This is a genomic window from Paenibacillus baimaensis, from assembly GCF_025567575.1.
This window is the reverse complement of sequence record NZ_JAOQIO010000103.1, coordinates 249,156-273,556: the sequence shown is the minus strand read 5'-3', so window position 1 is coordinate 273,556 and position 24,401 is coordinate 249,156. Positions and strand designations below refer to the sequence as shown.

At 48.0% G+C, this 24,401-nt stretch carries 22 protein-coding genes; 4 read left to right on the top strand and 18 right to left on the bottom strand.

Annotated elements, in window-relative coordinates:
• Window positions 1-946: 946 nt before the first annotated feature.
• Entirely contained in the window at window positions 947-1,660 is a 714-nt protein-coding gene (locus tag OB236_RS30525) for a FadR/GntR family transcriptional regulator (protein WP_262687326.1), read from the bottom strand.
• Window positions 1,661-1,829: 169 nt separating this feature from the next.
• A complete protein-coding gene (locus tag OB236_RS30520; RefSeq protein ID WP_076233071.1) occupies window positions 1,830-2,702 on the bottom strand; it encodes a helix-turn-helix transcriptional regulator in 873 nt (290 codons plus the stop codon).
• A 249-nt stretch (window positions 2,703-2,951) separates the two neighbouring features.
• On the opposite strand from OB236_RS30520, the gene OB236_RS30515 reads away from it, so the two are divergent.
• Complete coding sequence (locus OB236_RS30515) at window positions 2,952-4,928, top strand: beta-galactosidase trimerization domain-containing protein (RefSeq protein ID WP_262687324.1); 1,977 nt, start codon at window positions 2,952-2,954, stop codon at window positions 4,926-4,928.
• Between the two features lie 139 nt (window positions 4,929-5,067).
• Here the strand turns inward: OB236_RS30515 and OB236_RS30510 are convergent, their stop codons facing one another.
• Complete coding sequence (locus OB236_RS30510; RefSeq protein WP_076233069.1) at window positions 5,068-5,370, bottom strand: YunC family protein; 303 nt, start codon at window positions 5,368-5,370, stop codon at window positions 5,068-5,070.
• Between the two features lie 177 nt (window positions 5,371-5,547).
• Here OB236_RS30510 and OB236_RS30505 point away from each other — a divergent pair, with 177 nt between their 5' ends.
• On the top strand, window positions 5,548-6,093 hold the full coding sequence (locus OB236_RS30505) for a hypothetical protein (protein WP_262687322.1): 546 nt from the start codon (window positions 5,548-5,550) through the stop codon (window positions 6,091-6,093).
• A 47-nt stretch (window positions 6,094-6,140) separates the two neighbouring features.
• Here OB236_RS30505 and OB236_RS30500 read toward each other — a convergent pair whose 3' ends face one another.
• From OB236_RS30500 to OB236_RS30490, 3 genes are read right to left on the bottom strand one after another with little or no spacing between them, the layout of a single operon-like run.
• Window positions 6,141-8,069, bottom strand: a complete 1,929-nt coding sequence (locus tag OB236_RS30500; RefSeq protein ID WP_262687321.1) for an EAL domain-containing protein — start codon at window positions 8,067-8,069, stop codon at window positions 6,141-6,143.
• Between the two features lie 49 nt (window positions 8,070-8,118).
• Entirely contained in the window at window positions 8,119-8,499 is a 381-nt protein-coding gene (locus OB236_RS30495; RefSeq protein WP_262687320.1) for a DUF423 domain-containing protein, read from the bottom strand.
• Between the two features lie 27 nt (window positions 8,500-8,526).
• Window positions 8,527-8,826 carry a hypothetical protein gene (locus OB236_RS30490; protein ID WP_076233066.1) on the bottom strand — a complete coding sequence of 100 codons (300 nt, stop codon included), beginning with the start codon at window positions 8,824-8,826 and terminating at the stop codon, window positions 8,527-8,529.
• A gap of 184 nt (window positions 8,827-9,010) precedes the next feature.
• Between OB236_RS30490 and OB236_RS30485 the strand changes: the two genes are divergently transcribed.
• Window positions 9,011-9,790 (top strand): ABC transporter ATP-binding protein, encoded by a 780-nt coding sequence (locus OB236_RS30485; protein ID WP_262687319.1) that lies wholly within the window; start codon window positions 9,011-9,013, stop codon window positions 9,788-9,790.
• A gap of 114 nt (window positions 9,791-9,904) precedes the next feature.
• On the top strand, window positions 9,905-10,381 hold the full coding sequence (locus OB236_RS30480; RefSeq protein ID WP_076233064.1) for a MarR family winged helix-turn-helix transcriptional regulator: 477 nt from the start codon (window positions 9,905-9,907) through the stop codon (window positions 10,379-10,381).
• Window positions 10,382-10,469: 88 nt separating this feature from the next.
• Here the strand turns inward: OB236_RS30480 and OB236_RS30475 are convergent, their stop codons facing one another.
• The 12 genes from OB236_RS30475 to OB236_RS30415 form a co-directional block, all read right to left on the bottom strand.
• Window positions 10,470-10,952 (bottom strand): DinB family protein, encoded by a 483-nt coding sequence (locus tag OB236_RS30475; RefSeq protein ID WP_262687317.1) that lies wholly within the window; start codon window positions 10,950-10,952, stop codon window positions 10,470-10,472.
• 2 nt (window positions 10,953-10,954) lie between these two features.
• Window positions 10,955-12,124, bottom strand: coding sequence for a CaiB/BaiF CoA transferase family protein (locus OB236_RS30470; RefSeq protein ID WP_262687316.1), 1,170 nt, complete (start codon window positions 12,122-12,124; stop codon window positions 10,955-10,957).
• Between the two features lie 28 nt (window positions 12,125-12,152).
• Window positions 12,153-12,740 (bottom strand): cysteine dioxygenase family protein, encoded by a 588-nt coding sequence (locus tag OB236_RS30465; RefSeq protein WP_262687315.1) that lies wholly within the window; start codon window positions 12,738-12,740, stop codon window positions 12,153-12,155.
• 44 nt (window positions 12,741-12,784) lie between these two features.
• On the bottom strand, window positions 12,785-13,528 hold the full coding sequence (locus tag OB236_RS30460) for a CoA-transferase (RefSeq protein ID WP_262687314.1): 744 nt from the start codon (window positions 13,526-13,528) through the stop codon (window positions 12,785-12,787).
• Window positions 13,525-14,379, bottom strand: coding sequence for a CoA transferase subunit A (locus tag OB236_RS30455; protein WP_262687313.1), 855 nt, complete (start codon window positions 14,377-14,379; stop codon window positions 13,525-13,527). Before OB236_RS30455 ends, OB236_RS30460 begins: the two co-directional genes overlap by 4 nt.
• Before the next feature lie 57 nt (window positions 14,380-14,436).
• Complete coding sequence (locus OB236_RS39855) at window positions 14,437-16,473, bottom strand: ABC transporter ATP-binding protein (RefSeq protein ID WP_317259395.1); 2,037 nt, start codon at window positions 16,471-16,473, stop codon at window positions 14,437-14,439.
• 3 nt (window positions 16,474-16,476) lie between these two features.
• The gene (locus OB236_RS30440) at window positions 16,477-17,373 is read right to left on the bottom strand and encodes an ABC transporter permease (protein WP_262687312.1); all 897 of its coding nucleotides are present in this window, start codon (window positions 17,371-17,373) and stop codon (window positions 16,477-16,479) included.
• A gap of 63 nt (window positions 17,374-17,436) precedes the next feature.
• On the bottom strand, window positions 17,437-18,363 hold the full coding sequence (locus tag OB236_RS30435; RefSeq protein WP_076233057.1) for an ABC transporter permease: 927 nt from the start codon (window positions 18,361-18,363) through the stop codon (window positions 17,437-17,439).
• 21 nt (window positions 18,364-18,384) lie between these two features.
• The gene (locus OB236_RS30430) at window positions 18,385-20,031 is read right to left on the bottom strand and encodes an ABC transporter substrate-binding protein (protein WP_262687311.1); all 1,647 of its coding nucleotides are present in this window, start codon (window positions 20,029-20,031) and stop codon (window positions 18,385-18,387) included.
• 42 nt (window positions 20,032-20,073) lie between these two features.
• Complete coding sequence (locus tag OB236_RS30425) at window positions 20,074-21,402, bottom strand: LLM class flavin-dependent oxidoreductase (RefSeq protein ID WP_262687310.1); 1,329 nt, start codon at window positions 21,400-21,402, stop codon at window positions 20,074-20,076.
• 44 nt (window positions 21,403-21,446) lie between these two features.
• Window positions 21,447-22,775: an LLM class flavin-dependent oxidoreductase gene (locus tag OB236_RS30420; protein WP_262687308.1), complete on the bottom strand. Its 1,329-nt coding sequence runs from the start codon at window positions 22,773-22,775 to the stop codon at window positions 21,447-21,449.
• 45 nt (window positions 22,776-22,820) lie between these two features.
• Window positions 22,821-24,155 carry an LLM class flavin-dependent oxidoreductase gene (locus OB236_RS30415; RefSeq protein ID WP_076233053.1) on the bottom strand — a complete coding sequence of 445 codons (1,335 nt, stop codon included), beginning with the start codon at window positions 24,153-24,155 and terminating at the stop codon, window positions 22,821-22,823.
• Between the last annotated feature and the right edge of the window lie 246 nt (window positions 24,156-24,401).

Genomic DNA, 24,401 nt, shown 5'->3' with positions numbered 1-24,401 from the left:
GTGTTTGAGTTACCCAAATGTCTGAAAAATTAATTTGACATAGTACGCTTATGTTATAAAAAAACAGCAAACAAAAAACCACTGCCGAGCAGCGGCGCCCGTGTAAGAGTGCTCTATGTAATCGATTATCCATGCATAAATAATAAACGCCCCTGTCTATTTTCCAATAAACAGGGACCTTTATGAGGTATTTCTATTCACTTTTTTCTTAAGCTCCATTCATTTACCTTACATCATCAGAACATCTTCAGAATGAACATCATCAGATCAAATTTATTAAGGTTTTAAATTTTTGTTACGATGTTGCTCGTAATCGGTCACTCGGTTTCAGGTTGAGGTCCCCACATGCTCTGAATGCTTCGGAAATGAGCATGCTTCGCTTACCTACGTCATTGGACTATCCCCTTTCCCTTCAGATCCTTTGCTTTTATTTTACTTTCAGCATCAAGGTTAACTTCCTTCACCCTGAACTGAAACTTGTTAATGACTTTGATTAAGCTCGTAACCATTCGATTGGCCATTGGATAGTAATTCGTTATGTCACTGGGTCCCCGCATGCTCGGATGGTTTCAGATTAAGCATGCTTCGCTTACCTACGTCATTGGACTATCCCCTCTCCATGCAGTTTCTTTACAATATCATCTTCTATGATTTACTTTCAGTAACAAGAGGTTTTAACCTCCGTACCGAAACTTGTAAACGAATGTAAGGATGGAAATTTAGTGGTTTGATATAGTGCTTTTCGGTGCTTCATGTAGTGTTGCTGTTCTTTTGTTAAGTTCATATTAATATATTATTAGATTATTGTAAATATTCAGATAATTCTGTTTTGTGGGCTAAAAGCCTGAATTTTTAACTCAGCTCCCCATTACCTGCCAATTTCATTTAATTGCTCTATGATCCTATGTATATGAATATTGCCTTCAATATATGGCAAAACAAGCCCTTATTTTTTTAAAAATTTTAGTAAAACCTGTTCGACATGGAACAGATGCTTGCGCATCGCTTCTTGGGCAGCAGCAGGCTCCTGATCACGAATCGCTTCAAATATCGCTTTATGCTCCTCCCATAGCTGCTTCGATACGGTTTTGTTGGCATACATCTGCAGACGTCTCGTTTCTCTGATGGCCGTCTGCATTTGTGTAGATATCGAATCGATCATCCGTGCCATGATGGAATTGTGCGCCGCTTGCGCCAATGTCAAATGAAACAACAGGTCAGAACGCTCTCCCTCCTGCTCATTACCAAGGAAATTCTCCATATTGCGGATGATTTCTTCCAATTTGGCGATATCCTCTGCATTCCGTTTCTCCGCGGCCAATGCGGCATTGGAAATTTCCAGCGCCTTGCGCGCTTCAATCAGCTCAATAACCGTCTCCCGATTCATCAGCAGCGCATCAAATACAGGCAAATCTACATCCTGCGATTCGATGCTTCGCACGTAGCTGCCTTCACCTTGGTGAATTTCAACAAGTCCCATAGCCTTTAATGCGCTTAACGCTTCACGGAGTGTAGATCTGCCTACCTGAAATCTTTCCGACAGCTCCTTGGCAGAAGGGAGCTTCTCTCCCGGCTTCAACTGACCGCTAATAATTTGCTCCTTGATCTGGTCCGCTATGACTTCATATATTTTACGTGAAGATATTTTTTGAATGTCCAACCCCGACGCCTCTTTTCTTTATACAAAATGTCTGTAGTCGTTGAAATCATTATTAAAAGTAACAAACTTCCTGCTAAAAGTATATCCTGTAGCCTTAACGATTCCACATATCATCATGATCAACGGTAATGTGCTATATAAAACGATATTCGAACATATGATTCATGGACTATATGTAGCTTTGCGAGGATTTACGAAATAATCCAGGGGTTATCCCGACTGTCTTACGGAACAAACGGATGAAGTAGTTGTAATCATGAATACCTACCTGTGCTGCTATTTCCTGAACTGGCAAGCTACTGTGAACAAGCAGCCGCTTGGCCTCTTCCATCCTCATCAAATGATGATATTGAAGCGGACTCATGCCGGTATGCTGCTTCAGACAGCGGGCAGCATAATCAAAGTCAAAATGAAGCTGATCCGCAACCCGCTGTGCCTCGAACGGCTCGTTGCTATGCTCCCGTATATACAGCTTAAACTGCTCGGCAATGACATGAGATCTTGTCGAGCGGCGGTTCGCTCTCAAGCCTGCCTGTACCAGGGACAGCAGCCTGCCCAAGGCTACCTGCACATCAACGGCATGCTCTAAGGTGAGACTGCTGCGCAAACGCAGCATATCTTCGAGCGTTGGCAGGAGCGGCCGGATATCGATCTTTCCATATTTGGGTAGAAACAATGATTGCTCTGAGGGTATCAGGTCACTATCGGTTCCCCTGCTTACCAGGGTTGACCAAGGTATTTGTTTCTCGGCCATTCTTGCCACTGGACGCTCGTGCTTGAAATGAACCCAGTAAATTGAGGTATCCTCCGTGCATGGCATATACCCGCAATGTGTCCGGCCCGGCTCCATCAGCAGCATTTCCCCGCTCTGAATCTCATACGGTATGCTATCCTCCATCATGTATAAGGTCCCAGAGCATACAATCAACATGTCGTAAACCTCAAAGCATCGCTCAAAATGCTGCATACCCGGCTTCCAAACCGAGTGGCCAATGGTTAGAAACTGCGGAAGCGGCGGAATAGGTAACTGGAGGATATCCATCTCGACACTCCTTAGACTTTTGCGTAGCAAAGCTTGGATCGTAAGCGTAACCTAATGTTCCAACCTGTCAGGTCTTTGTACATTCAGTGTAACGCAAAAAAAACTCATTCACAAACGATTCCAGTCGAAAATGTGCTATAAAAAGTCGCTAGCTCGCCTATTCCCTTCTCCCGGCCGGCTTTATAGTGGTAAGGTAGTCTTCATTGTATCCGTATCACCATCATTTACCCTTGAAGGAGAGTGTCATTTATGCGTTTTCGTCAGGTACATTTGGATTTTCACACCTCAGAGGCGATTCCCAATATCGGCAAGCAATTTTCCAAGCAGCAATTTCAGGACATGCTGATCCAAGGACATGTGGATTCCATAACGATTTTTTCCAAATGTCATCATGGCTGGGCCTATCATCCTACCGAGGATAATGAAAGGCACCCCCATCTGGACTTTGATCTGTTAGGTGCCATGATTGAAGCAGCCCATGAGATTGATGTCAAAACCCCTATTTATGTATCGGCAGGACTGGATGAGAAGCTGGCACGCCGCCATCCGGAATGGTTGATCCGGGATATTAACGACAACACCAATTGGCTGGATGGCTTCATGAAGCCGGGTTATCACCAATTTTGTCTGAATTCTCCTTATCTGGACATACTCGTACGCCAAGTAGAGGAGGTTGTCCGCAAGTATGAGGGGGACGGTATCTTCCTCGATATTGTTGGCGTTCGTAAATGCTACTGCCACAATTGTGTCAGTACACTGCGCAGCGAGGGTCAGGATCCGCGAGACACCGCGGCGGTTGTTGCCTTAGGGGAGCGCGTCTATGCCAATTATACCCAACGTATTCGTGAAGCGATTGACGCCATCAAGCCTGGTTTGCCTGTTTTCCACAATGGAGGCCACATTCGTCGTGGACGCAGAGACTTGTCCGCCATGAACACACATTTGGAGCTGGAATCGCTGCCGACCGGGGGCTGGGGCTACGATCATTTCCCGCTTTCCGCGCGTTACGCTCAGGGTCTTGGCATGGATTATCTCGGTATGACCGGAAAATTCCACACAACCTGGGGTGAGTTCGGCGGGTATAAACATCCCAACGCACTTCGTTATGAAACCGCCCTCAGTATTGCTAACGGCGCACGCTGCTCAATCGGCGATCAGCTTCATCCGGAAGGGCTGATGGATCCGGCTACCTATGCCTTAATTGGTGCGGCCTATCGTGAAGTTGAGCATAAAGAAGCCTGGTGCAGCGATGTCCAGGCGATTGCCGACGCTGCTCTGCTGTCTGTTGAAGCTATCGGTGCGTTCAAGGAAGAAAAACGTGAGGATCGTTCTGGATCAGCAGATGCCGGAGCCATACGTATGCTGCTCGAAGGAAAGATTTTGTTCGATGTTGTCGATTTGGACAGTGATTATACACGTTATAAAGTACTGATTCTTCCTGACGACATCTTGGTCAGTCCCGAGCTGCAGGCTAAGCTGAATGCTTACTTGGCGCAAGGCGGCAAAATTCTGGCTACCGGACGTTCTGGACTGAACGAAGCGGGAGATGCATTTGCCATAGATCTGGGTGTCGCCTGGGAAGGACTCAATTCGTATAAACCCGATTATTTCCGCCCGAGCTTTGAACTGACTAACCTCTCGAATGCCGCTTTTGTCTTCTACGCAGATGGACAACGCGTAAGTTTAACCGACGGACAAGAGCTCGGCAGACGGGAAAATCCTTATTTTAACCGGGAAGTGTTTACCTTCTGCTCCCATCAGCATACACCAAGCGCCCAGCAGCACGACGGCCCTGGTATGGTCGAGAGCACGAACGGGATTTATTTGGCCTGGAACGTATTCAGCGATTATGCGACTAAAGGCAGTCTCGCTTTGAAGGAATGCGTACTATTTGCGCTGAACCGTCTGCTCCCGGATAAAACCTTAAGTACCAATCTTCCTGCGCAGGGTATCGTAACCTTGATGGAGCAGCCGGCCCAGCATCGCTACATTAATCATATCCTGTATGCCTCTCCCGTCAAGCGCGGCAATGGTGTAGAGGTTATTGAGGACATTGTGCCTATATACGATACCAAGGTGACGGTGAAGCTTGGAAAGAGAGCTAAGCAGGTTTACCTGGCACCGCAAATGGAGCCACTGCCATTTGCGGTGAGTGAAGCGGGGACTGATGTATCCTATACTGTGCCGAAGCTGGAATGTCATCAGATGGTTGTCATCGAGGTTTGAGGAATACGGGAACGATATCGCATCAGAATTGAATTGAAATTGCAGCTGCCGGATTCCGTGAGATTTCACACACATTATTATGAAGAAAGCTTGAGAAATCAGGCTTTTTTCGTTTGTACCTACTCTGCTTCCGATTCATTTAACGCATTAATCCAATCGCATCCTTACCCTTCATTCCCGGTACAATACCCAAGCGTTCTGCCTCATAGGTGACGGATTCCAGTGGAGCCTCCAGCAATTCCTCGATCGTCTTGACTCCCGTTGCTCTCGCTGCAAGAATGTGGCGATCCTTCAATCTTTCGTTCAGCAGTCCGACATCCAGGGCTCCACACATAATATATCCACGGTCAGTTGTCACTACAATCAGCGTCGTTTTGGGCAGCTTAACCTCAATCGCCAAGGCCGTGAAACCGTCTATTTCAACAGGATGCATCTGGATCATATACGCACCTCCTTTATCAAACTTACACTCCAGTATATGTACAGGGCTAATGAAAGTTATGGGCTATTCGGAAAAATACATAGTGGTTTGGTCATGAACTCGTAAAAGTATGGGCTACTTTTGTACTAGAAAAAGTGATATAGTTAGGTTAGGCATCGTTCAAATGGAGGAGTCCGCATGGATATTAAGCAGAATCATATAGACAAACGCAGATTTCTATTCAATGTAGATATCCTGATTGAAAGCGAATCCAATGGCCATGCTCTGGAAAAGCTACTCCACTTGTTAAATACATCCGAAGTTCAAGATTATTTGGTCAAAGAGGGCATTCATTTAGGTAAAACCATTGAGGTCATCATGCGGGAAACGATTAGCAAGCAACAAGCAGACACCAATTCCGAGGAAAAACCAGATAAAGCTAAAACAACCAAGCCTTTGGATAAAGCTGCAGCCGCCCCCACCATGAAGAAGGATAGCGCCGCCAGCCCCATCAAGCTGGAAGATCCGCATCAAGCCATCTGGGATCAATTTCAGGGCTTTAAGGAACGCAATTCTCTGGTTCGTCTCACCATTGTCAAAGCCAAAGGCATCAAGCTGAGCCTGCCCTGTCGTATTCTAAATGTGGATGCGCCCGGTGGCATGGTCTCCGTGTATCATGTTGACGAGAAGCAAGTCTATCTGTTCAAAATCAATGAAATTGATGATTTCGCAGTAAGCTCATAAGAAAAGCCTTTAACGGGGATACGAAACTCCAACGTTAAAGGCTTTTTTTATTCCCCTGATTCCTCATCCTGATGGGCGGCTACTTGTTTAATACGCAGCATCAGCTCCTCCACCTTAAACGTGCTGACGGGAGGACTGAACCAATAGCCCTGTATTTCATTACAATGGTTGTTGCGCAGAAAAACCAACTGATCCTCCGTTTCAACCCCTTCGGCGATCACCCTCAGGTTCATATGCCGCGTCATTGAAATAATGGAAGCAACAATAGCTGCATCATTGGGATCGGTCATGATGTCACGTACAAATGATTGGTCGATCTTCAGCTTATCGATCGGGAATCTTTTCAAATAGGATAATGAGCTATAGCCGGTACCAAAATCATCGATACTGATTTTCACACCCAAAGCCTTCAGCTCCAGCAATACACCAATCGCAAAGTCAACATCCATCGTACTGCTTTCGGTAATTTCCAGCTCCAGGTAAGAAGCAGCCAATCCGGTCCGTTGTAAAACCTCCGATACTTGATCACGCAGGTTATGCTGGAGAAACTGCCGGGTTGATAGATTCACAGACACAGGTACAAACAGAAATCCTTCGTCCTGCCACTGCTTATTTTGGCGGCATGCCTCCTGCATCACCCATTCACCAATCGGTACGATTAAACCGCTCTCTTCGGCATAAGGTATAAACTCATTAGGGGGTACGAGCCCTCTGACGGGATGAAGCCACCGAATTAGGGCTTCAAATCCGACAATGTCACCCGTTTCAATATCCATTTGCGGTTGGTAATACAGCATCAGCTCGTTATGACTTAATGCCCGCCGCAGGTCATTTTCAAGGGTTAGCCGCTGTAAGGAATCGGATTTCATTTCTGTATTAAAGACTTGATAGGTCTGCTTGCCCTTATTCTTGGCATGAGTTAAAGCAATGTCTGCGTATTTGATCAAAGTCTCTGCATCCAGCTCTTCATCCGATAACAGAGCAATACCGATACTTGCCGTAATATGTAATTGGAACGCATCTAATGTAAAGGGCTCCTCCAGAACCGCCATCACCTGCTCAGCAAGCTCCGTCACTGAAACCGTATCAGAGCGCCCTGTGAAAAATAATGCAAACTCATCACCCTGGGTACGTGCCAAAAAGTCATCTGGTGTAATACAGCGACTGAACCTCTCCGCAAGCTGCAGCAGCAGCATATCCCCATAATCATGGCCAAAGCAATCGTTAACCACCTTAAAGCGGTCGATGTCTATTAAGAATACAGCCAGAAATCCATGATGCGGATACGCACTGGAAATCACATCATTCAATTGGTTGACAAACAGGCTGCGGTTGGGAAGTCCCGTCATATCGTCATAATAAGCCATATGGCGAATTCGTTCTTCTGTCCGCTTGTTAGCGGTAATATCCTGACCAATGACGATGATGCCAGTAACATCCAGACCTTGCTTAATGGGGGCAGCCGTAGCATCCAGATCAACCCGATAGCCATCCTTATGCTGTACGGCCGTTTTAAAAGTTTGCGGAGTGCCCTCGCAAGCGTCTTGAACAGCCTGCAAGGAGTGTTGGACGGTTTCCTCGGAGAGCAACGAGTGAAAGGAACGATTGTTCATATCTTCTTTCAAATAACCCAAAATTTGTTCCGTATTCCCGTTTGCTTTGATGATCACACCATCGCGATCCATCAAAAATACAATGTTAGGATTGTGCTCGAACAAAGATTCAAATACAGGTTGATTTTCCTTTAGCCAGCTTTCCATCGAATCATGCACAGCACAATTTTTGACCTGCTTGCTGCTGACAAACCATCCGGGGCGATATATCAAAAGACCAAGATAAACGAATGTAATTGCACTGAATCCCACAACAAGAGGGTAGGGGAACCGCAAAGCCACTGCCAAGGCAAACAGAAAATTGGAAGCGAATATTACGTAAAGCTTTGCGGGAACCGTACTGGAGCCGGCAGCCTTAATCATCATAGACCCCCCTTCTGCAGAATATTACCGATAGTACCCCAAGCTCAACCTATTTCTTGATGTTTTTTCTTGCTGCGTTAATAAATAATAACCATCCCAATAAAAAGGCTACCCCACCGAACGGCGTAATCGCGCCAAGCATCGTGACTCCTGTCATGCTGAGCACGTACAGGCTTCCCGAAAATAAGACTATGCCGATCAACATCGACCAGCCTGCTTTATTCAGACTGCTGCTATTCGGTAGGTAGGCGGATGCGAAGCCAATAAGGATTAGTCCAAGCCCATGGTACATCTGGTATTGGACACCCGTCTGAAAATTAGCAAGCATGTTTGGAGGTAATGCATCCTTCAGTGAATGTGCACCAAAAGCACCAAATAAAACAGACAAAAAGGCGCAAATACAGCCAATGATCACAAAACGAGCATTCATTCCATGAGCCTCCACGTAGTAATAGATTTACACCTCGCCAACATCATGCTGGCCAATAATTAATGTTCTGGGTTCGAGATACACGCGTGTCGTGGCAGGTTGAGTGATCAAATCAATTTCAATATCAACAATGCGAATGCGCTGTTTCTTGCCCTCTCTTCTATCATAGACAACATCAAACTGTCTTAATCCCAATTCATTCGTTATAACGGAAGAGCCTACAGCGAGCGCGGACAGCTCAAAATCACCATGGTCAAACAGTACCTCTGCCATAATTTCATCGTTCATATCAACAATTTTCACAGACTGACTAATTGAATACTTCACTCAAACTCCCCCTTAGCTCTGCTGATGCTTCAAAAATTTGAATTCGACATAATCCTCCTTAATTCCTGCTTATACCAAAAAATTGTAGGACCAAGTCCTATACCTAGTAATATTACTTGTAATAGAGATAAAACCTGAGATATAATTTTTCGAATAACGGTTATGCGGGAGGGACTATCAGCTTATGAATACCATCATTGATATGAACGAGGTTAGCTATCGAAGAGATCAGAAGACTGTGCTTAATTGTATCAACTGGCAGGTCAATCAAGGCGAGAATTGGGCTATACTTGGTTTGAACGGCTCCGGTAAAACTACGCTGCTTAATCTCTTAAATGGTTATATGTGGCCAACCTCAGGAAGTATTCAAGTATTGGGGCATCAATTTGGTGAAGTGGATGTCCGCGAGCTTCGCAAAACGATCGGCTGGGTTAGCTCTTCCTTGCAAGAGAAGCTGTATGGTTCGGATCGTACACAATATGTCGTAATCAGCGGTAAGTACGCCTCCATCGGTTTATATGAAAAGCCGACAGAGGAGGATTACGAGCAGGCTTTAAGCTTGATGAAACGGTTGGGTTGTAGCCATCTGGTAGACCGGACTTATCAAACCTGCTCGCAAGGTGAAAAGCAAAAGCTGCTCATAGCCAGAGCGTTAATGGCCACGCCTGCTTTATTGATTTTGGACGAGGCTTGCAACGGACTGGACTTCATATCAAGAGAGATGCTGCTTACGAGTATCACAGAGCTGGCTGCGCAGCCTAATGCCCCTCATCTCCTCTATGTCACACATCATACGGAAGAAATATTGCCTCTTTTCAGTCATAGCTTATTGATTCGCCGCGGAGAAGCTTTTATGCAGGGCAAAACACGTGATGTAGTAACAGGAGCAAATCTATCCACATTTTTTGAAACGTCTGTTGATGTTCGCTGGCATCAGGATCGCCCTTGGCTGTCGTTTACTTAACCTTGCACAGCTCAACAAACACCCATCTCACAGGGCCAAATGATATATTTAGCTCAGGTTTGTGCTATTATAGTAAATATAACAGTTACTAAACTGGAAGTAAGGGGGAGTCTGATGAGCACAATTTCCGACAACAGCAAGGAAACAGTCATCGAGGCAACGACTGTATCGTCTCTATGGAAGTCTTTAATGGAATTAAATCGTCAAGTTAAGCAAATGATTCAGCTTATGAGTATTGAGAGCGGTATTTCTTATTCCTCCGTTTGCCTTATTTTCAAACTGGAGCATGTACCATCATTAAAAATGAACGATATTGCCGGTTTTTTGTCCATTACCGTTGGTGCAGCTACCAGTTTAGTTGACAAGCTGGAATCACAAGGATGGATTGAGCGTATTCGTTCCTTGGAGGATCGGCGTATTATTAATGTGCGCCTGACCGAACAAGGTATCCGTCAGCTGACAGAAATCAGAGAGCAGTTCACGGCGCGGGGGGAGCATATTTTCACTGCCATTCCTCAGGAACAGCTCGCAAATATGGAACGGGAGTTAGGCAAAATCAACTCGATCATGAATCATTACAACCAAATATAAGCCAGATGCAAATAAACAAATAACCCTCCTACTCTAATCGTGACGTTGAAGGGTTATTCGCTATGACTGCTGAAATCCGGGGTATGAATTATTTCGCGGACCACGCCGCTTTGTTCCTGTCGATTTGTCTTACATGTATATTCACATGGTTAATGAAGCCTTGAAACAAATCCGAGATTGTAACTTCCTTTTCACCGTTCAATCCTTTTTTACTCCAGTCTGCCTCCGTCAATCGCTCATAAAACAACGCATTATAATGTAAAATCGCTTGAAAAGCGCTTAATATTTCTGCAATGGAGGTTTCATTGGCTCTGGAATCGGCCACCCACGCATCCTGATCATAGAGCAGAAACGGTGGCAGCTGTGCGGAGCCTTCGGCCACGATCTTGCGTATGCGTATGGAATGCACCAGACTCGCGTCCACGAGATGAGCTGCTACTTCCTTGATGCTCCACTTGTCCACTGCCGGCTTCCACACCAGCTGACCTTCAGACAAGCCTTCAATCGCTTGTTGAATCAAGGCATAGGTTGCCCGGAAATCATGAATAGAACGTAAAGTAATCTCGCTCATCGTTATACTCCCCACTCTTCGAATAATTGGTGATTATGCTCTCCCTTAAGAGGAGGTTTGTGGTAAATCTGAAATTGATAGCCCGACAGCTTGATCGGATAACCAACCGTCATGGTCGTCGTGTTATTGGGCAGCTGAAGCTCATGCAGCAGACCTGAATCGGCAACAGCCTTGTCGTTCAAGATATCGGCAAAATTATTGATTGGAGCGCAGGGTACGCCTCTGCGGTCAAACTCCTGCAGCCACGCTTCCGCCGTTTGGGTACTGAAAACCGGCTGCAGGATCGCTGCAAGCTCTTTTTGGTTACGGGCTCGCATGGCTTGAGTGATGAACCTCGGGTCATCGGCGAGCGCCGACAAAGCTGTCGCCTCGCATACCTCCCGCCACAGCTTATCGTTACCGGCAGCAATGACAAAAGGCTTGTCGCTGCCTTGATAGCCCTGATAAGGTGCGTTGCGGGGATGTGCGCTGCCCAGACGTGCAGGCGCCACCTGGTTTCCATAATATTCGCTCGTCTGCAGAGCGGATATACCGAGGACGCTTGCCAGCATCGAGCAATCGATGTAGGCGCCCTGCCCGCTGCGCTCCGCCTGCAGTATCGCAGCAACAACCGAGTAGGCGCTGTACAAACCTGCGGCAAAGTCAGCCACGGGTACGCCGCATTTCACTGGTTCCCCATGTTCCTCGCCTGTCACACTCATCAGGCCGCTGATCGCCTGGATCGTCACGTCGAAAGCCCCCTTTTGTGAGTAAGCCCCCTCCTGTCCGTAGCCGGAGATGGAACAGTACACCAGCCTGGGATTGGACTGTGACAAAGATTTATAATCCAGACCGAATTTGCCCAATACACCAGGACGGAAATTTTCAACGATCACGTCCGCTTTGGCACACAGCTTCCGAAGATTTGACAGCTGCTCCGGCGATTTAAAATCGATCACGATACTACGTTTATTGCGATTCAGAGAGCTAAAATTAGAGCTGTATGCTTCGCCATCGTCATTTTCAAAAAAAGGCGGCCATTCCCTCATACTGTCTCCGATATCTGGTCGTTCCACTTTAACAACATCCGCGCCCAAATCGGCAAATAACATACCGGCAAAAGGCCCTGCCGCAATCTGCCCAAATTCCAATACTTTAATGCCCGAAAGAGGTCCTTTCGTTAGCTGCGGCATGTAAGTCACCCCTTTGTCGTATTTAGATTCAGCTGTAGATCGGAACCGGATTGTCATGTTTGGTGACGACATCCCGGTAAGTACCGGTTTGCACATCATGAATATGGCGCTCCTGCTTTCCTATATCTGTTCCATAAATGTGAACCGTAATCGCAATATCATCAAAAGGGTTGGAAACACCATGTATATCATAATCCGGCGGATACACGAATGTGATATCCCCTTTGTCCGCTTTCACCTCGGAAACCTCGCGAATCGAATAACGGGGCTCAGCTGAGACACCATGATCCTCACGCTTAAATCTTTTTTCGATTACCGATCCGCGGTACAAGCCTACCAGACCCCAGACCAGATGGTCATGAACCGGAGCCGTCTGACCCGCCCCCCAGATGAAGGCAATCACGGAGAACGCTTCGTTGTCCGGCTTGTACAGTAAATACTGGGCATACTTATTCAGCAAAGGCTCTTGGTAAGCTGCCGGAATCAGTTCTTCATGGGTCAACAGCTTTTGCAGTAAAGGACGGACCCCCTCGATAATACCGCGATAATCCTTGTTGGACTCCAGCACACTGCCGATCTCCTGCTCTAACTGCTTCCAATCATAGACGCTGCTCATGATCCATCCTCCATAATAATCATTTTGTTTGCTGTTATCGTTGGTTAAGCTTCAACGGTGCCCAACGTATTTCGCGCAAATTCAGGGTAAATCCGCTTCAGCTGCAAATTTACGGCCCCTCGCAGCAGTTGAAGCTCTTTTGCAGATGGCTCAACTGTTTGCGGTATCGGCACGCTAGTGATTCCAAGCTCAAATCCGGTTTGCGTCTGAACATGAAGGGGCTCGATACCCGGTGCCGTATGGGAAAGCTTCAATCTCCCGCCCTCTTGGGTTGATGGCCTCATAATACCAAGTGGAGTGAACACACCCTCCAATTGACTGTTCCGATTGACATAAGGCTCCGAGCTTGCAGACGAAGTGACAAAATCCAGCTTTTCAGGAAATCCCTTGACGTTATGATCGGTTTTGAACAGGAATATGCGCTTGCACATAAAATAAACAACCGCTGATCCGGCACCTCCAGGCAGTCGAACCTTCGGAGCGCTGTAATTCCCAATGACATGGAGATTGATATTGCCATAGGAATCAATTTGTGCGCCGCTCAAAAAAAATACATCGATCCCACCGCGCTGCATCAAATTGAAAAATTCGTGTGTGCCCTCGAAGGGCCAATCCGGCTGGCCGAGAATGTAAACTGTCGCATTGGGGGCATGGAGCGCTTGGGCCAGTAAAGCAGCAGCGGCTGGTACAGGCGAGTTATTCCCGACACCGACCGTCTCGTGATCCTTTAATTCACGGGCCAGTGTACAAATCAATAGTTCATCCTGCGTGTAGCAGCGTGCATTCATCGGCTTACCTCCCGAAGGGATACGGCATTACGATCATCGTCATGATGGTGTGGATAGAATATGTAACGCTTCACATATTCGGCAAAGCCAGCTTCCGAACGAGACGCTTCCACATATGTTCGTACATGCTCATTATCAATCTCATACCTGCCAGGGCAGCTGGTGGGGTATGCCCCATATGGGGCATGCACAATCGCCGTTATAAATGCCGATGGAATTATCGAACCTTCGGCACGGCGCAGCTCCTCTGGCGATACGATCTCTTCAACGGAAACAATCGTCTGCCCAGACGCCTGGGATAATATTCGGCTATTTTGCGAAGGATGGGCGATAACATTCCCTTCCGTATCCGCTAGATAGGCGTGAAACATTGCCGTATCCGGACGGATCGCAGGAACAATAGCGATCTGCTCCTGCTCGTCATAAGGATTGCTTATGATATGGAAATCAGGTCGAATACGCATATAATCCGTTCCGATCAATCCCCTTACAGGGATAAAAGGAATGCCCATCGCCCCCGCCTGTACAGCCGAAGCGAGCGAGGGGCAGGCGTGCTCGAAGCCTGACAGGGAGCCGTCCTCGAATCGGCGGCGAAAATGCGGTGCGAAGCCGAATTCCCCCAGCGAAACCTGTGAAAATTCGAGGCTTCGTGCGACACCCGCTCCGATCAGCAAATCGGCATTAATTGCTGCCGCACCAACGCAGATCACGGACAGGTCGTGCCTGCCAACACGAATGAGCTCGCGGATCAGCGCCATTGGAGACATTTCCATATTGCCGCTTATAGCCAGTAAACTACCATTTTTTACCAAATTAATGGCAGCTTGTATAGATAATAATCGGGAGGTCATCCTCTACCCCTTCCTTGCTGCGATCTGTTGAATAGCTTACGTACCGTACTGAAGGGTCTACACCGGATAATGGCAGGCTGCCCAATGCCCCTGTCCGACCGTCCTCAGCTCGGGCACCAACTCTTTGCAGCGCGCTGTAGCAGCCGGGCAGCGGGTATGAAACCGGCAGCCGGAAGGCGGGTTCGCTGGAGAAGGCATCTCACCCTCAAGCGGCACAAATACTCTTGTGCGGTTGGGGTCTGCGATCGGTATAGCAGACAGCAGTGCTTTCGTGTAATGATGGGCGGGCTGCTTGAATAACTCGTCCGTAGGCGCAATCTCGACAAGCTTGCCAAGATACATCACCCCGATACGATCGGAAATATGACGAACGATATTAAGTCCGTGTGCAATGAACAAGTAGGTCAGATTCAGTCGCCCCTGCAGCTCCTGCATCAGATTGATCACCTGGGATTGAACCGAAACATCGAGCGCAGAAACCGCTTCGTCCGCCAAAATAAATTTCGGGTTGAGCGCAATGGCTCTGGCTATGCCGATTCGCTGACGCTGCCCGCCGGAAAATTCATGCGGATGCCGGTCATACCAGCTTGGGCTTAGGCCCACGAGCTGCATCACTTCCTCAACCTTCTCCCTCTTGGCTGCGCCCTTTAACGAATCGTGCACCCACAGGGGTTCGCCGATAATATCACCGACCTTCCAGCGTGGATTGATTGATCCGAAAGGGTCCTGGAACACCACCTGCATATCACGCCGTGTTTGCTTTAACTCCTTGCCTCTCAGGCCAACCAGATCCTTGCCCTGAAACAGCACGCTGCCGCCAGTCGCCTTTTCCAGCTGAATCAAAACCCGGCCCAGCGTCGTTTTGCCGCAGCCGGACTCACCGACAAGTCCAAATGTCTCTCCTTTATTAATTTGAAAGGAAACGTCATCCACAGCACGGATCGCTCCACGGTCCCGCTGAAACATTCCCCCGTTAATAGGAAAATATTTCTTGATCTGTTTGACCTCCAGCAGTGCTGGGGTATGCTCTCCGGAAGCTGCAAGCGCAGCGGCATTCCGATCTCTGCCTATGGCAAGCTCACCCTTAACGGTTGATCCCCAAAAAACCTCAGCCGCCATGTTATCCAATCTTTCGGCATGCCAGCAGGCAACCTCACGACCGTTAACCTTCAAAAGCGGCGGCTCCTCCGCGAGGCAGCGATCCGTTGCGTAGGGGCAGCGGGGGTGAAAGCGGCAGCCTGCTGGCAGATCGGACAAGCTCGGAATCGATCCGCGAATCGTATACAGTCGTGTATTCCGGTCGTTATCCATAGCGACAATCGACTGCAGCAGTCCCTGCGTATACGGATGGGACGGACTTTCGAACAACTGGTGAACGGCAGCCTGCTCCACTACCTTCCCGGCATACATGACCACAATCCGGTCCGCCATTTCGGCGGCAATACCAAGGTCATGGGTGATCAGCAGGATGGACATATTGAATTCGTCCTTCAGCTCGCGCAGCAAATTCAGAATTTGCGCCTGAATGGTTACATCCAGAGCGGTTGTCGGTTCATCGGCAATTAACAGCTCGGGTCCGCAGGCTAAAGCCATGGCAATCATAGCGCGTTGGCGCATCCCGCCTGACAGCTCGTAGGGATACTGCTTCATGCGGATTTCCGGCTCCGGAATTCCTACCCTGCGCAGCAATTGAGTCGCTTTCTCCTCAGCCGCAGTCTTACTGATCGTCTCATGACGCAGGATCACCTCGATAATCTGAAAGCCGATACTGAATACAGGGTCAAGCGCAGTCATTGGCTCCTGAAAAATCATTGCGATTTTTTTGCCACGAAGCTCACTGATTTCTTTCTGTGACAGACCGACCAGGCTGCGACCGTTAAACTCAATATTACCGCCGGAAATTCGCCCGTTATCATAATCAATCAGCCGCATAATCGATAAAGAGGTAATCGTTTTACCGCTTCCTGATTCTCCGACAAGGCAAACAATTTCTCCGCTGCCGATCTGCAGATCCACCTTGTTAATAGCATTCAGCGACCCTTTGGATGTCTGAAAATCGACCGAGAGCTGATGAAGTTCAAGAAGCTGTTTCATGTGTTATGCCCTGCCTTTCTTCGGATCCATCCGGTCACGAAGATCATCTCCGATCATGTTGACGACAACGACTAATATGGTAATGGCCAAGCCCGGAAAGGTAGCGATCCACCAGGCTACTGTCATATAGCTTCTTCCTTGTGAAAGCATATAGCCCCAATCGGGAATTTCCTTGATGACGCCCAGCCCCAGAAAGCTTAAGCCCGTTCCTACCAGAATGGAGCTGCCTACGCCAATCGTCATCATAACGAGCAGAGGTGAAAAGCAGTTCGGTAAGATGTGCCGGAACATGATCTCCATATGAGACGTTCCAATCGACCGTGCAGCATCAATGAAGGGCCTATTACGAATCGTAATCACCTGGCTTCGCACGACTCTGGCTTTATTCGGAATGGAAGCGATACTGATGGCCAGAATCACATTAAAAAAACTCGGACCCAACACGACCGCAATCACGATAGCAAACAAAATACCCGGAATGGTCATCATCACATCATTGATACGCATGAATACCGAATCAACAACACCGCCGAAATAACCCGCAACCAGTCCTATGGCGGTGCCGATCAAACCGCCGATCAAAACGGAAATGACCCCGATCATCAGCGACTGCCGACTCCCATAAACGATCAGTGACCACACATCCCTGCCGAATTGATCGGTGCCCAGTATGTGCGAAAGGCTGGGCGCCTTCAATAATTCGTCCGTTAGCATGTCCGTAGGCGAATAAGGTGCAACCCACTGCGGGACAATCGCGAATATGACCAGCACAGCTAGAATGAATATGGAGAAACCAAGAAGCAGATTGCTGAACGAAACCTTCCTGTATAAAGAAATCGGTGGCTGTTGCTTGATTCTATTCGGAGCCAGAGCTTCAGTCGTAACCGAGTTCATAAGCATGTGATAACTCCTCCCTTATTTTCTGATTCCAAGAGTATCCCGTTCCTGTGCCGACTCCCCCGGTTAACTGCGCGATTTGCGCACCCGAGGATCCACATAGGAATACGAAATATCAACCAGCAAATTAACGAGAATCGTAATGACTGCCGTAATCAATACAGCTGCCTGAATGACCGGTATGTCCTTCTGGTTGATGGCATCAACGACCATTTTACCTAAGCCTTGCCTGGAAAAGACGGTTTCTGTTACTACAGCTCCAGAAAGCATATTACCGACGATAATACCGAGTATCGTCAGTGCAGGCAGCAGCGCATTTCGCAGCACATGCTGGTAAAGAACAACCCTTTCGGAAAGCCCTTTGGCTCTGAGAGTGAGCACAAACTGTTCGCCGATAACCTCCAGCACGCTGTTGCGAACCATACGAATCAGTGTCCCTGCACCTGAAATGCCTAATGCTATCGCCGGAAGAATCAACTGCTTAAAGCTACCGTTCCCAATAGCAGGCAATAATTGAAAATGCACCGAAAATATCAATATCAGCAAAATCGCTACCCAGAATGAGGGCATGGACACGCCAAGCAGGCTCACCAATCGAATCACATAATCCATGAAACGATTCTTATATACAGCAGACAGGATGCCCAGCACGACTCCTATTACGGCAGCGAACAGCGTGCTCAGCACAGCCAGCGACAGCGTTGCCGGCATCTGCGCAATCAACCGGTTCAGCACCGGCTGGCTGTTGGCAAACGAGGTTCCGAAATCTCCCTGGACACTGCTCCATATATAGGATAAATACTGCTGCCATAGCGGACGGTCCAGTCCCAGCTGCTGTCTCAAAAATTCGATACGGTCAGGTGCGGCATCGTCTCCGGCAAGCATCACCGCCGGGTCTCCCGGAAGCCAGTGGATGATCAGGAAAACCAGTGTCAACGTTCCCAGAATAACGGGAATCGACACGAGTAACCTTCTTACAATATAACCTGCCATATCCGCTTCACCTTCACTTATTTATTTTTGAATCCATGCATCATAGAACACAGGCCATGCCGGGGAATCAAAGGTAATCCCTTGGACTTCCTTTACAGTTGCAAAAGAATACTGGAACACATAGGTTGGGATCGAGTAGACATTTTTAATGATGTGCTGCTGTACTTTTTTGTAAATGTCTATCCGTTTGGACGTATCATTTTCCAGCAAACCATCCTCCAGCAGCTGCTCCAGCTGAGGGTCATTCGTTCTTGTTGAATTATTTTTACCGGACGGCCCTTTGGTCGAATACAGCTGCCGCAGCACATTCGGATCTCCTGAAAACTGACTTCCGGCCAGCAAATCATAATCGTTCTTCAGACTGCGCTCCGAATACGTTCCTGACGGAAGCGAGATCAGCTTGAGCTCGATTCCTGCAAGCTTCAGCTGTTGGGTCAGGATGGATAGCAAATCCAATCGCTTCTCGCGATTGCCCTGCGTATCAAGGAATTCAATGATCAGCTTCTTACCGTCTTTGACGCGATAGCCATCAGCACCTTTAATCCAGCCTAAGGATTCCAACGTTTCGTTGGCGCTTTTGAGGTCATACTTCCATGATTTCTCCAACGACGCATCATAACCGAAGGTTTGGGGCGACAGAGGAGACCATGCCTGCTTGGAGGTTCCCAGGTAAATCGTCTTGATGGCAGAATCCAGATCAAGTGCCGAGCGTACGGCCTCTCTCACCTTCAGATTGTTCCACGGCTCCCTCGTCTGGTTAAAATATAACTGGTGATTCGCTTGAATCAATTCCGTTTCCAGGACGTTAAAATTTTTGTCAGCTTTCAAGGCAACCAGATTTTGCGGAGGAATGATGTCAGCCGCTTGTGCTTGCTTGCTTTGCAGAACGCTAACCCGCGTCGACTCTTCTTCCACATATTTGATGGTGATTTTGTCCAAATAAGCCGGACCTTGATGTTTGGCGTTCGCTGGACCCCAGTTATAATCCGGGTTTTTGACCAGCTCGACCTGCGAGCTTGGGGTAAGTACTGATAGCTTGAACGGTCCGGTGCCAACCGGATTTTGCGGATATTTGTCTCCAATTTTTTTAACGGCTGCAGGGGATACGAATCCCAGGTCGACTTTGGCGGCATTGACCAGAAACGGCGCATACGGCGTAGCGAAATTAATTTTGGCTGTAAACTCATCGATCACATCGGTTGATACATAAGGTCCGATTTCATTAATGGATATCGACGCTTTTGTAGCTGGATCCTTGATGCGATCAAAATTAAACTTGACGGCCTCCGCATTAAACGGTGTACCATCGTGAAACTTCACATCCTTGCGAAGCTTGAAGGTATAGCTTTTCTTATCCTCCGAGATTTGCCACGATTCAGCCAGCCATGGTTGGATCGAGTGATCGGGCAGTTCCACAACCAGACTGTCATACAAAGATCTCATGACGCGTGTAGTCGGGGCGAAGCCAGCTTTATGTGCATCCAGGCTGTCATTGGATACCGTTCCTGCCAATGCCCATACGAGCTCGCCACCAGGTGTAACCTTCCCGGGCTCTGCCGCCGCCTGGCTGCCTTTGCCGGCATCCGAATTGCTGCAGGCCGATATCAGAATAGACATGCTGAGTATAAATGCGGTGAGCTGAAGTACCGATTTTTTCTGTTTGTTCATAAATTCCCTCCGGTATAAATGCATTAGCCTATGGACTATCGTCTAAACAGTGACTTTCTGTATACTGTTGCGGTTAACCGGAAATGACAAACCGAGATGGTTGCGCAGCGTGTCTCCATCGTAGTCATCGCGGAACAGTCCCCGTTCCTGCAGGATCGGCACGACCAGCTCTACAAAATCCTGTAGGCTGCTCGGAAGCGCAGAACCAATAATAAAGCCGTCTGCAGCGCCCTCCTCGAACCAGCGCTGCACCGTATCAGCTACCTTCTCCGGTGTGCCAACAAAGCTGCTTCTTGGCGTTGCGAACCGCAGTGCCGTCTGGCGAAGTGTCAGCTTCTCTTCCTTTGCGATTCGTTTAATCCGGTCCGTTGCGCTGCGGTAGCTGTTGCTGCCGAGATCGCCAAGCTCCGGGAAGGGTTCATCCAGCGGATACTGTGTGAAATCGTGGTAAGTAAATGGACGCCCAAGCTGTATCAACGCATCCTCCAGATTGACACGGCCGACAATTTCCTGAAACTTGCTTTCTGCTTCCTCCTGCGTCCGTCCAATAACCGGTCCTATGCCAGGAAATACAAGAATTTCCTCGGAGGCTCGCCCGAATGCCGCCGCCCTTTGCTTGATATCCGCATAAAAGGCCTTCGCTTCTTCGATATTCTCATGGCTTGTAAAAATCGCATCCGCGCTTTTGGCGGCTAAATCCCGTCCTGTGCTTGAACCTCCAGCCTGAAAAATAACCGGTTGCCCCTGCTTAGAGCGAGCAATGTTAAGCGGGCCCTTGACTGAGAAGAACTCGCCGTTATGGTTCAAGGTGTGCAGCTTGCTTTTATCAAAAAATTCGCCCGTTTCCTTGTTGCGCACAAAAGCGTCATCTTCCCATGAATCCCACAAACCTCTGACGACCTCAAGATGCTCCTCTGCCCTTTTATAGCGAACCTCATGATCGAAGTGCTCGGTTTTGCTGTAATTTTGGGCTGCGCCCTCCAGTCCGGTCGTAACCACGTTCCAACCAGCACGTCCATGACTGATATGGTCCAGTGAAGCGAACTGCCGGGCTACCGTAAATGGCTCTGTAAAGGAGGCAGTCAGCGTACCCACCAACCCGATTTGTGAAGTCACCGCGCCAAGCGCCGATAACACCGTCAGCGGTTCAAGCCGATTCAGGTAGTGCGGTGCCGAGCCTTCGGTAATATAGGGACTATCGACAATAAACACGAAATCGAATTTGCCGGCTTCAGCCTTTTGCGCGATTTTCTTGAAATGCGCAAAGCTGACACTTTCATCTCCGTTCAGATCAGGATGCTTCCAGCCATGCTTGGAAGTGCCTACACCAGTTATCGTTGCGCCAAGTCTTATTTTTCTTGAATGAGCCATATGTGTACCTCCTAAAAGTTTTTATAGAAAACTTGCAATCATGATTATGGGGTCACACTCACTTTACTGTAACGATTCACAGGAACCTGCAGGCCCAGATGACCGCGCAGGGTATCATGCTCATATTCCGTGCGGAACAGCCCACGCTCCTGCAAAATGGGTATTACCAGCTCAACAAAGTCCTTCAAGGCACCTGTTGTCCCTGTTCCTACTATAAAACCATCCGCTGCCCCTTCCTCGAACCATTTCTGGATCGAATCTGCCACCTGCTCCGGTGTTCCGATAAATTCGCCTCTCGGAGTCGAGAACAGCAGCGCGGCCTGGCGCAGCGTCAGATTCTGCTCCTTGGCTGTTCGTTTGATCCGTTCAGAGCTGCCCTGCTGGCTGTTGGCACCGTGTTCTCCCAGATCAGGGAATGGCTCGTCGAGTGGATAAACCGAAAAATCATGATCGTTAAACGGTCGTCCCAGCGCTATTAATGCATTCTCTATCGTCACCAGATTCGCATAGGTCTGGTACTTGTGCTCTGCTTCCTCCCGGGTACGTCCGATAATCGGTCGTATGTTCGGAATAATCGAAATATCATCAGCCAATCTCCCAAAGGCAATCGCACGTTTTTTCAGATCCTTATAATACTGCTGGGTTTCTTCGAAGGATTGATGACCCGCGTATACGATATCTGCATGTTTCGCTGCAAAATTTCTTCCGTCCTCCGAGGTTCCGGCCTGCAGAATCGGCGGTTGGCCCTGTTTCGATCTGGATATGTTAAGCGGACCCTTCACCGAGAAGAACTCACCTTTATGATTCAAGGTATGCAGCTTGCTTTTATCAAAGAATTCGCCGGTTTCCTTATTCCGCACAAATGCATCATCCTCCCACGAATCCCACAAGCCTTTGACTACCTCCAAATATTCCTCAGCAAGCCTGTAGCGGACATCATGATCCAGATGCTTCTCTTTACTGTAGTTGCTGGCGCTTCCCTCCAGCCAGGAGGTTACAATATTCCAGCCGGCCCGGCCGTGGCTGATATGATCCAACGAAGCAAACTGCCTAGCTACCGTAAACGGCTCACTGTAGCTGACCGTTAAGGTACCTACAACTCCGATTTTGTCCGTAACCGCAGCGAGTGCAGATAAGATCGTCAAGGGCTCGAAGCGATTCAGGTAATGCGGACTGGAATTTTCCGTAATGTAGACACTATCGGCAACAAACAGAAAATCGAATTTGCCCGCTTCCGCCTGTTTGGCCTGCTGCTTGTAAAATTCAAAATTAATACTGCCGTCGCTGAACGCTTCGGGATGTCTCCAATCCCACCAGCTGGCGCCTGCTCCATGCAGCTGAGCACCCAATTTCAACTTTCTCTGATTCGCCATATAGATAACCTCCAGGTTGGATAGACTTTATGAACATCGACTATGTTAAACCGTTATGCCAGCTTTAGCCTTTGTATTGCGGTTAACCGGAACCTCAAGTCCCAGATTCCCGCGCAGCGTGTCCTGATCATATTCGGAGCGGTACAATCCACGTTCCTGTAAAATCGGCACGACCAACTCAACAAAATCCTTCAAGCCGCCGGGAATAGCCGAACTGACAATGAAACCGTCAGATGCTTCCTCCTCAATCCACTGCTGGATCGTATCCGCTACTTTTTCAGGCGTCCCGACAAAGGTCGATCTTGGCGTTGCCAACCTTAGCGCAACCTGACGCAGCGTCAAATTTCCTTCTTTGGCAATTCGTTTAATTTTTTGCGAGCCGCCCTGCTGGCTGTTGTTCCCCAGGTCCCCTAAATCCGGAAATGGCTCATCCAGTGGATATACCGAGAAATCGTGATCGTTAAAGGGGCGTCCCAGTGAAATAATCGCATCTTCGATGTTAACAAGATTCAGCTTCTGCTGGAATTTGCGTTCCGCCTCTTCCTCCGTGCGACCGACAATAGGACCGATACCCGGTAAAATCGAAACATCATCCGCAGACCGTCCAAAAGCAACGACTCTACGTTTCAGATCCTTGTAGTATGCCTTGGCTTCTTCAATATTTTCGTGTCCTGCAAAAATGGCATCTGCCTTTTGAGCAGCAAAATTTCTTCCGTCATCAGACGTTCCCGCCTGGAAAATAACCGGTTGTCCTTGCTTCGAGCGGGCAATGTTGAGCGGACCCTTTACAGAGAAAAACTCTCCCTTGTGATTCAGCGTGTGCAGCTTGCTTTTATCAAAAAACTCGCCGGTTTCTTTGTTGCGAACGAACGCGTCATCCTCCCAAGAATCCCACAAGCCCTGTACAACCTCCAAATGCTCTTTGGCCAGCCGATACCGTGTTTCGTGAGAAGGATGCTCGGTTTTACTGTAATTATCCGCACTTCCCGACAGCCAGGAGGTGACGACATTCCAACCTGCCCTTCCATGGCTAATATGATCCAGAGAAGCGAACTGCCTGGCTACCGTGAACGGCTCGCTGTAGCTAGCGGTTAATGTGGCGACCAGCCCGATGTGGTCTGTAACTGCCGCCAAAGCGGACAAAATCGTCAACGGTTCAAAACGGTTAATATAATGCGGACTCGATTTTTCATTAATCGATACACTATCCGCAATAAAGGCAAAATCGAATTTGCCTGCCTCAGCAATCTGTGCCTGCTCCTTATAAAAACCGAAATTTACACTGGCGTCCGGAAGCGCATCGGGATGCCGCCAATCCGCCCATCCACCTCCAACTCCATGAATCATTGCACCCAGCTTTAATTTCTTGTGTTTTGTCATTTGAATACCTCCCAATTTTGTTTTGTATTTAAATAATAACTATTCCGATTGAATTACTATTAATTAATACAAATCATACCTCATCCGCTTTTTATTGTAAAATCGAAATACCTGATGCTTTTATTCACTTTTTATGAACTATGATAAAGCCCAACCCAATAGTTGAGTATTCCCCTTGGTTTAATTAAATATATTCTTTAGATATATATACAGAACTATTATGATTTTGTACAATTGAAAAAAAAG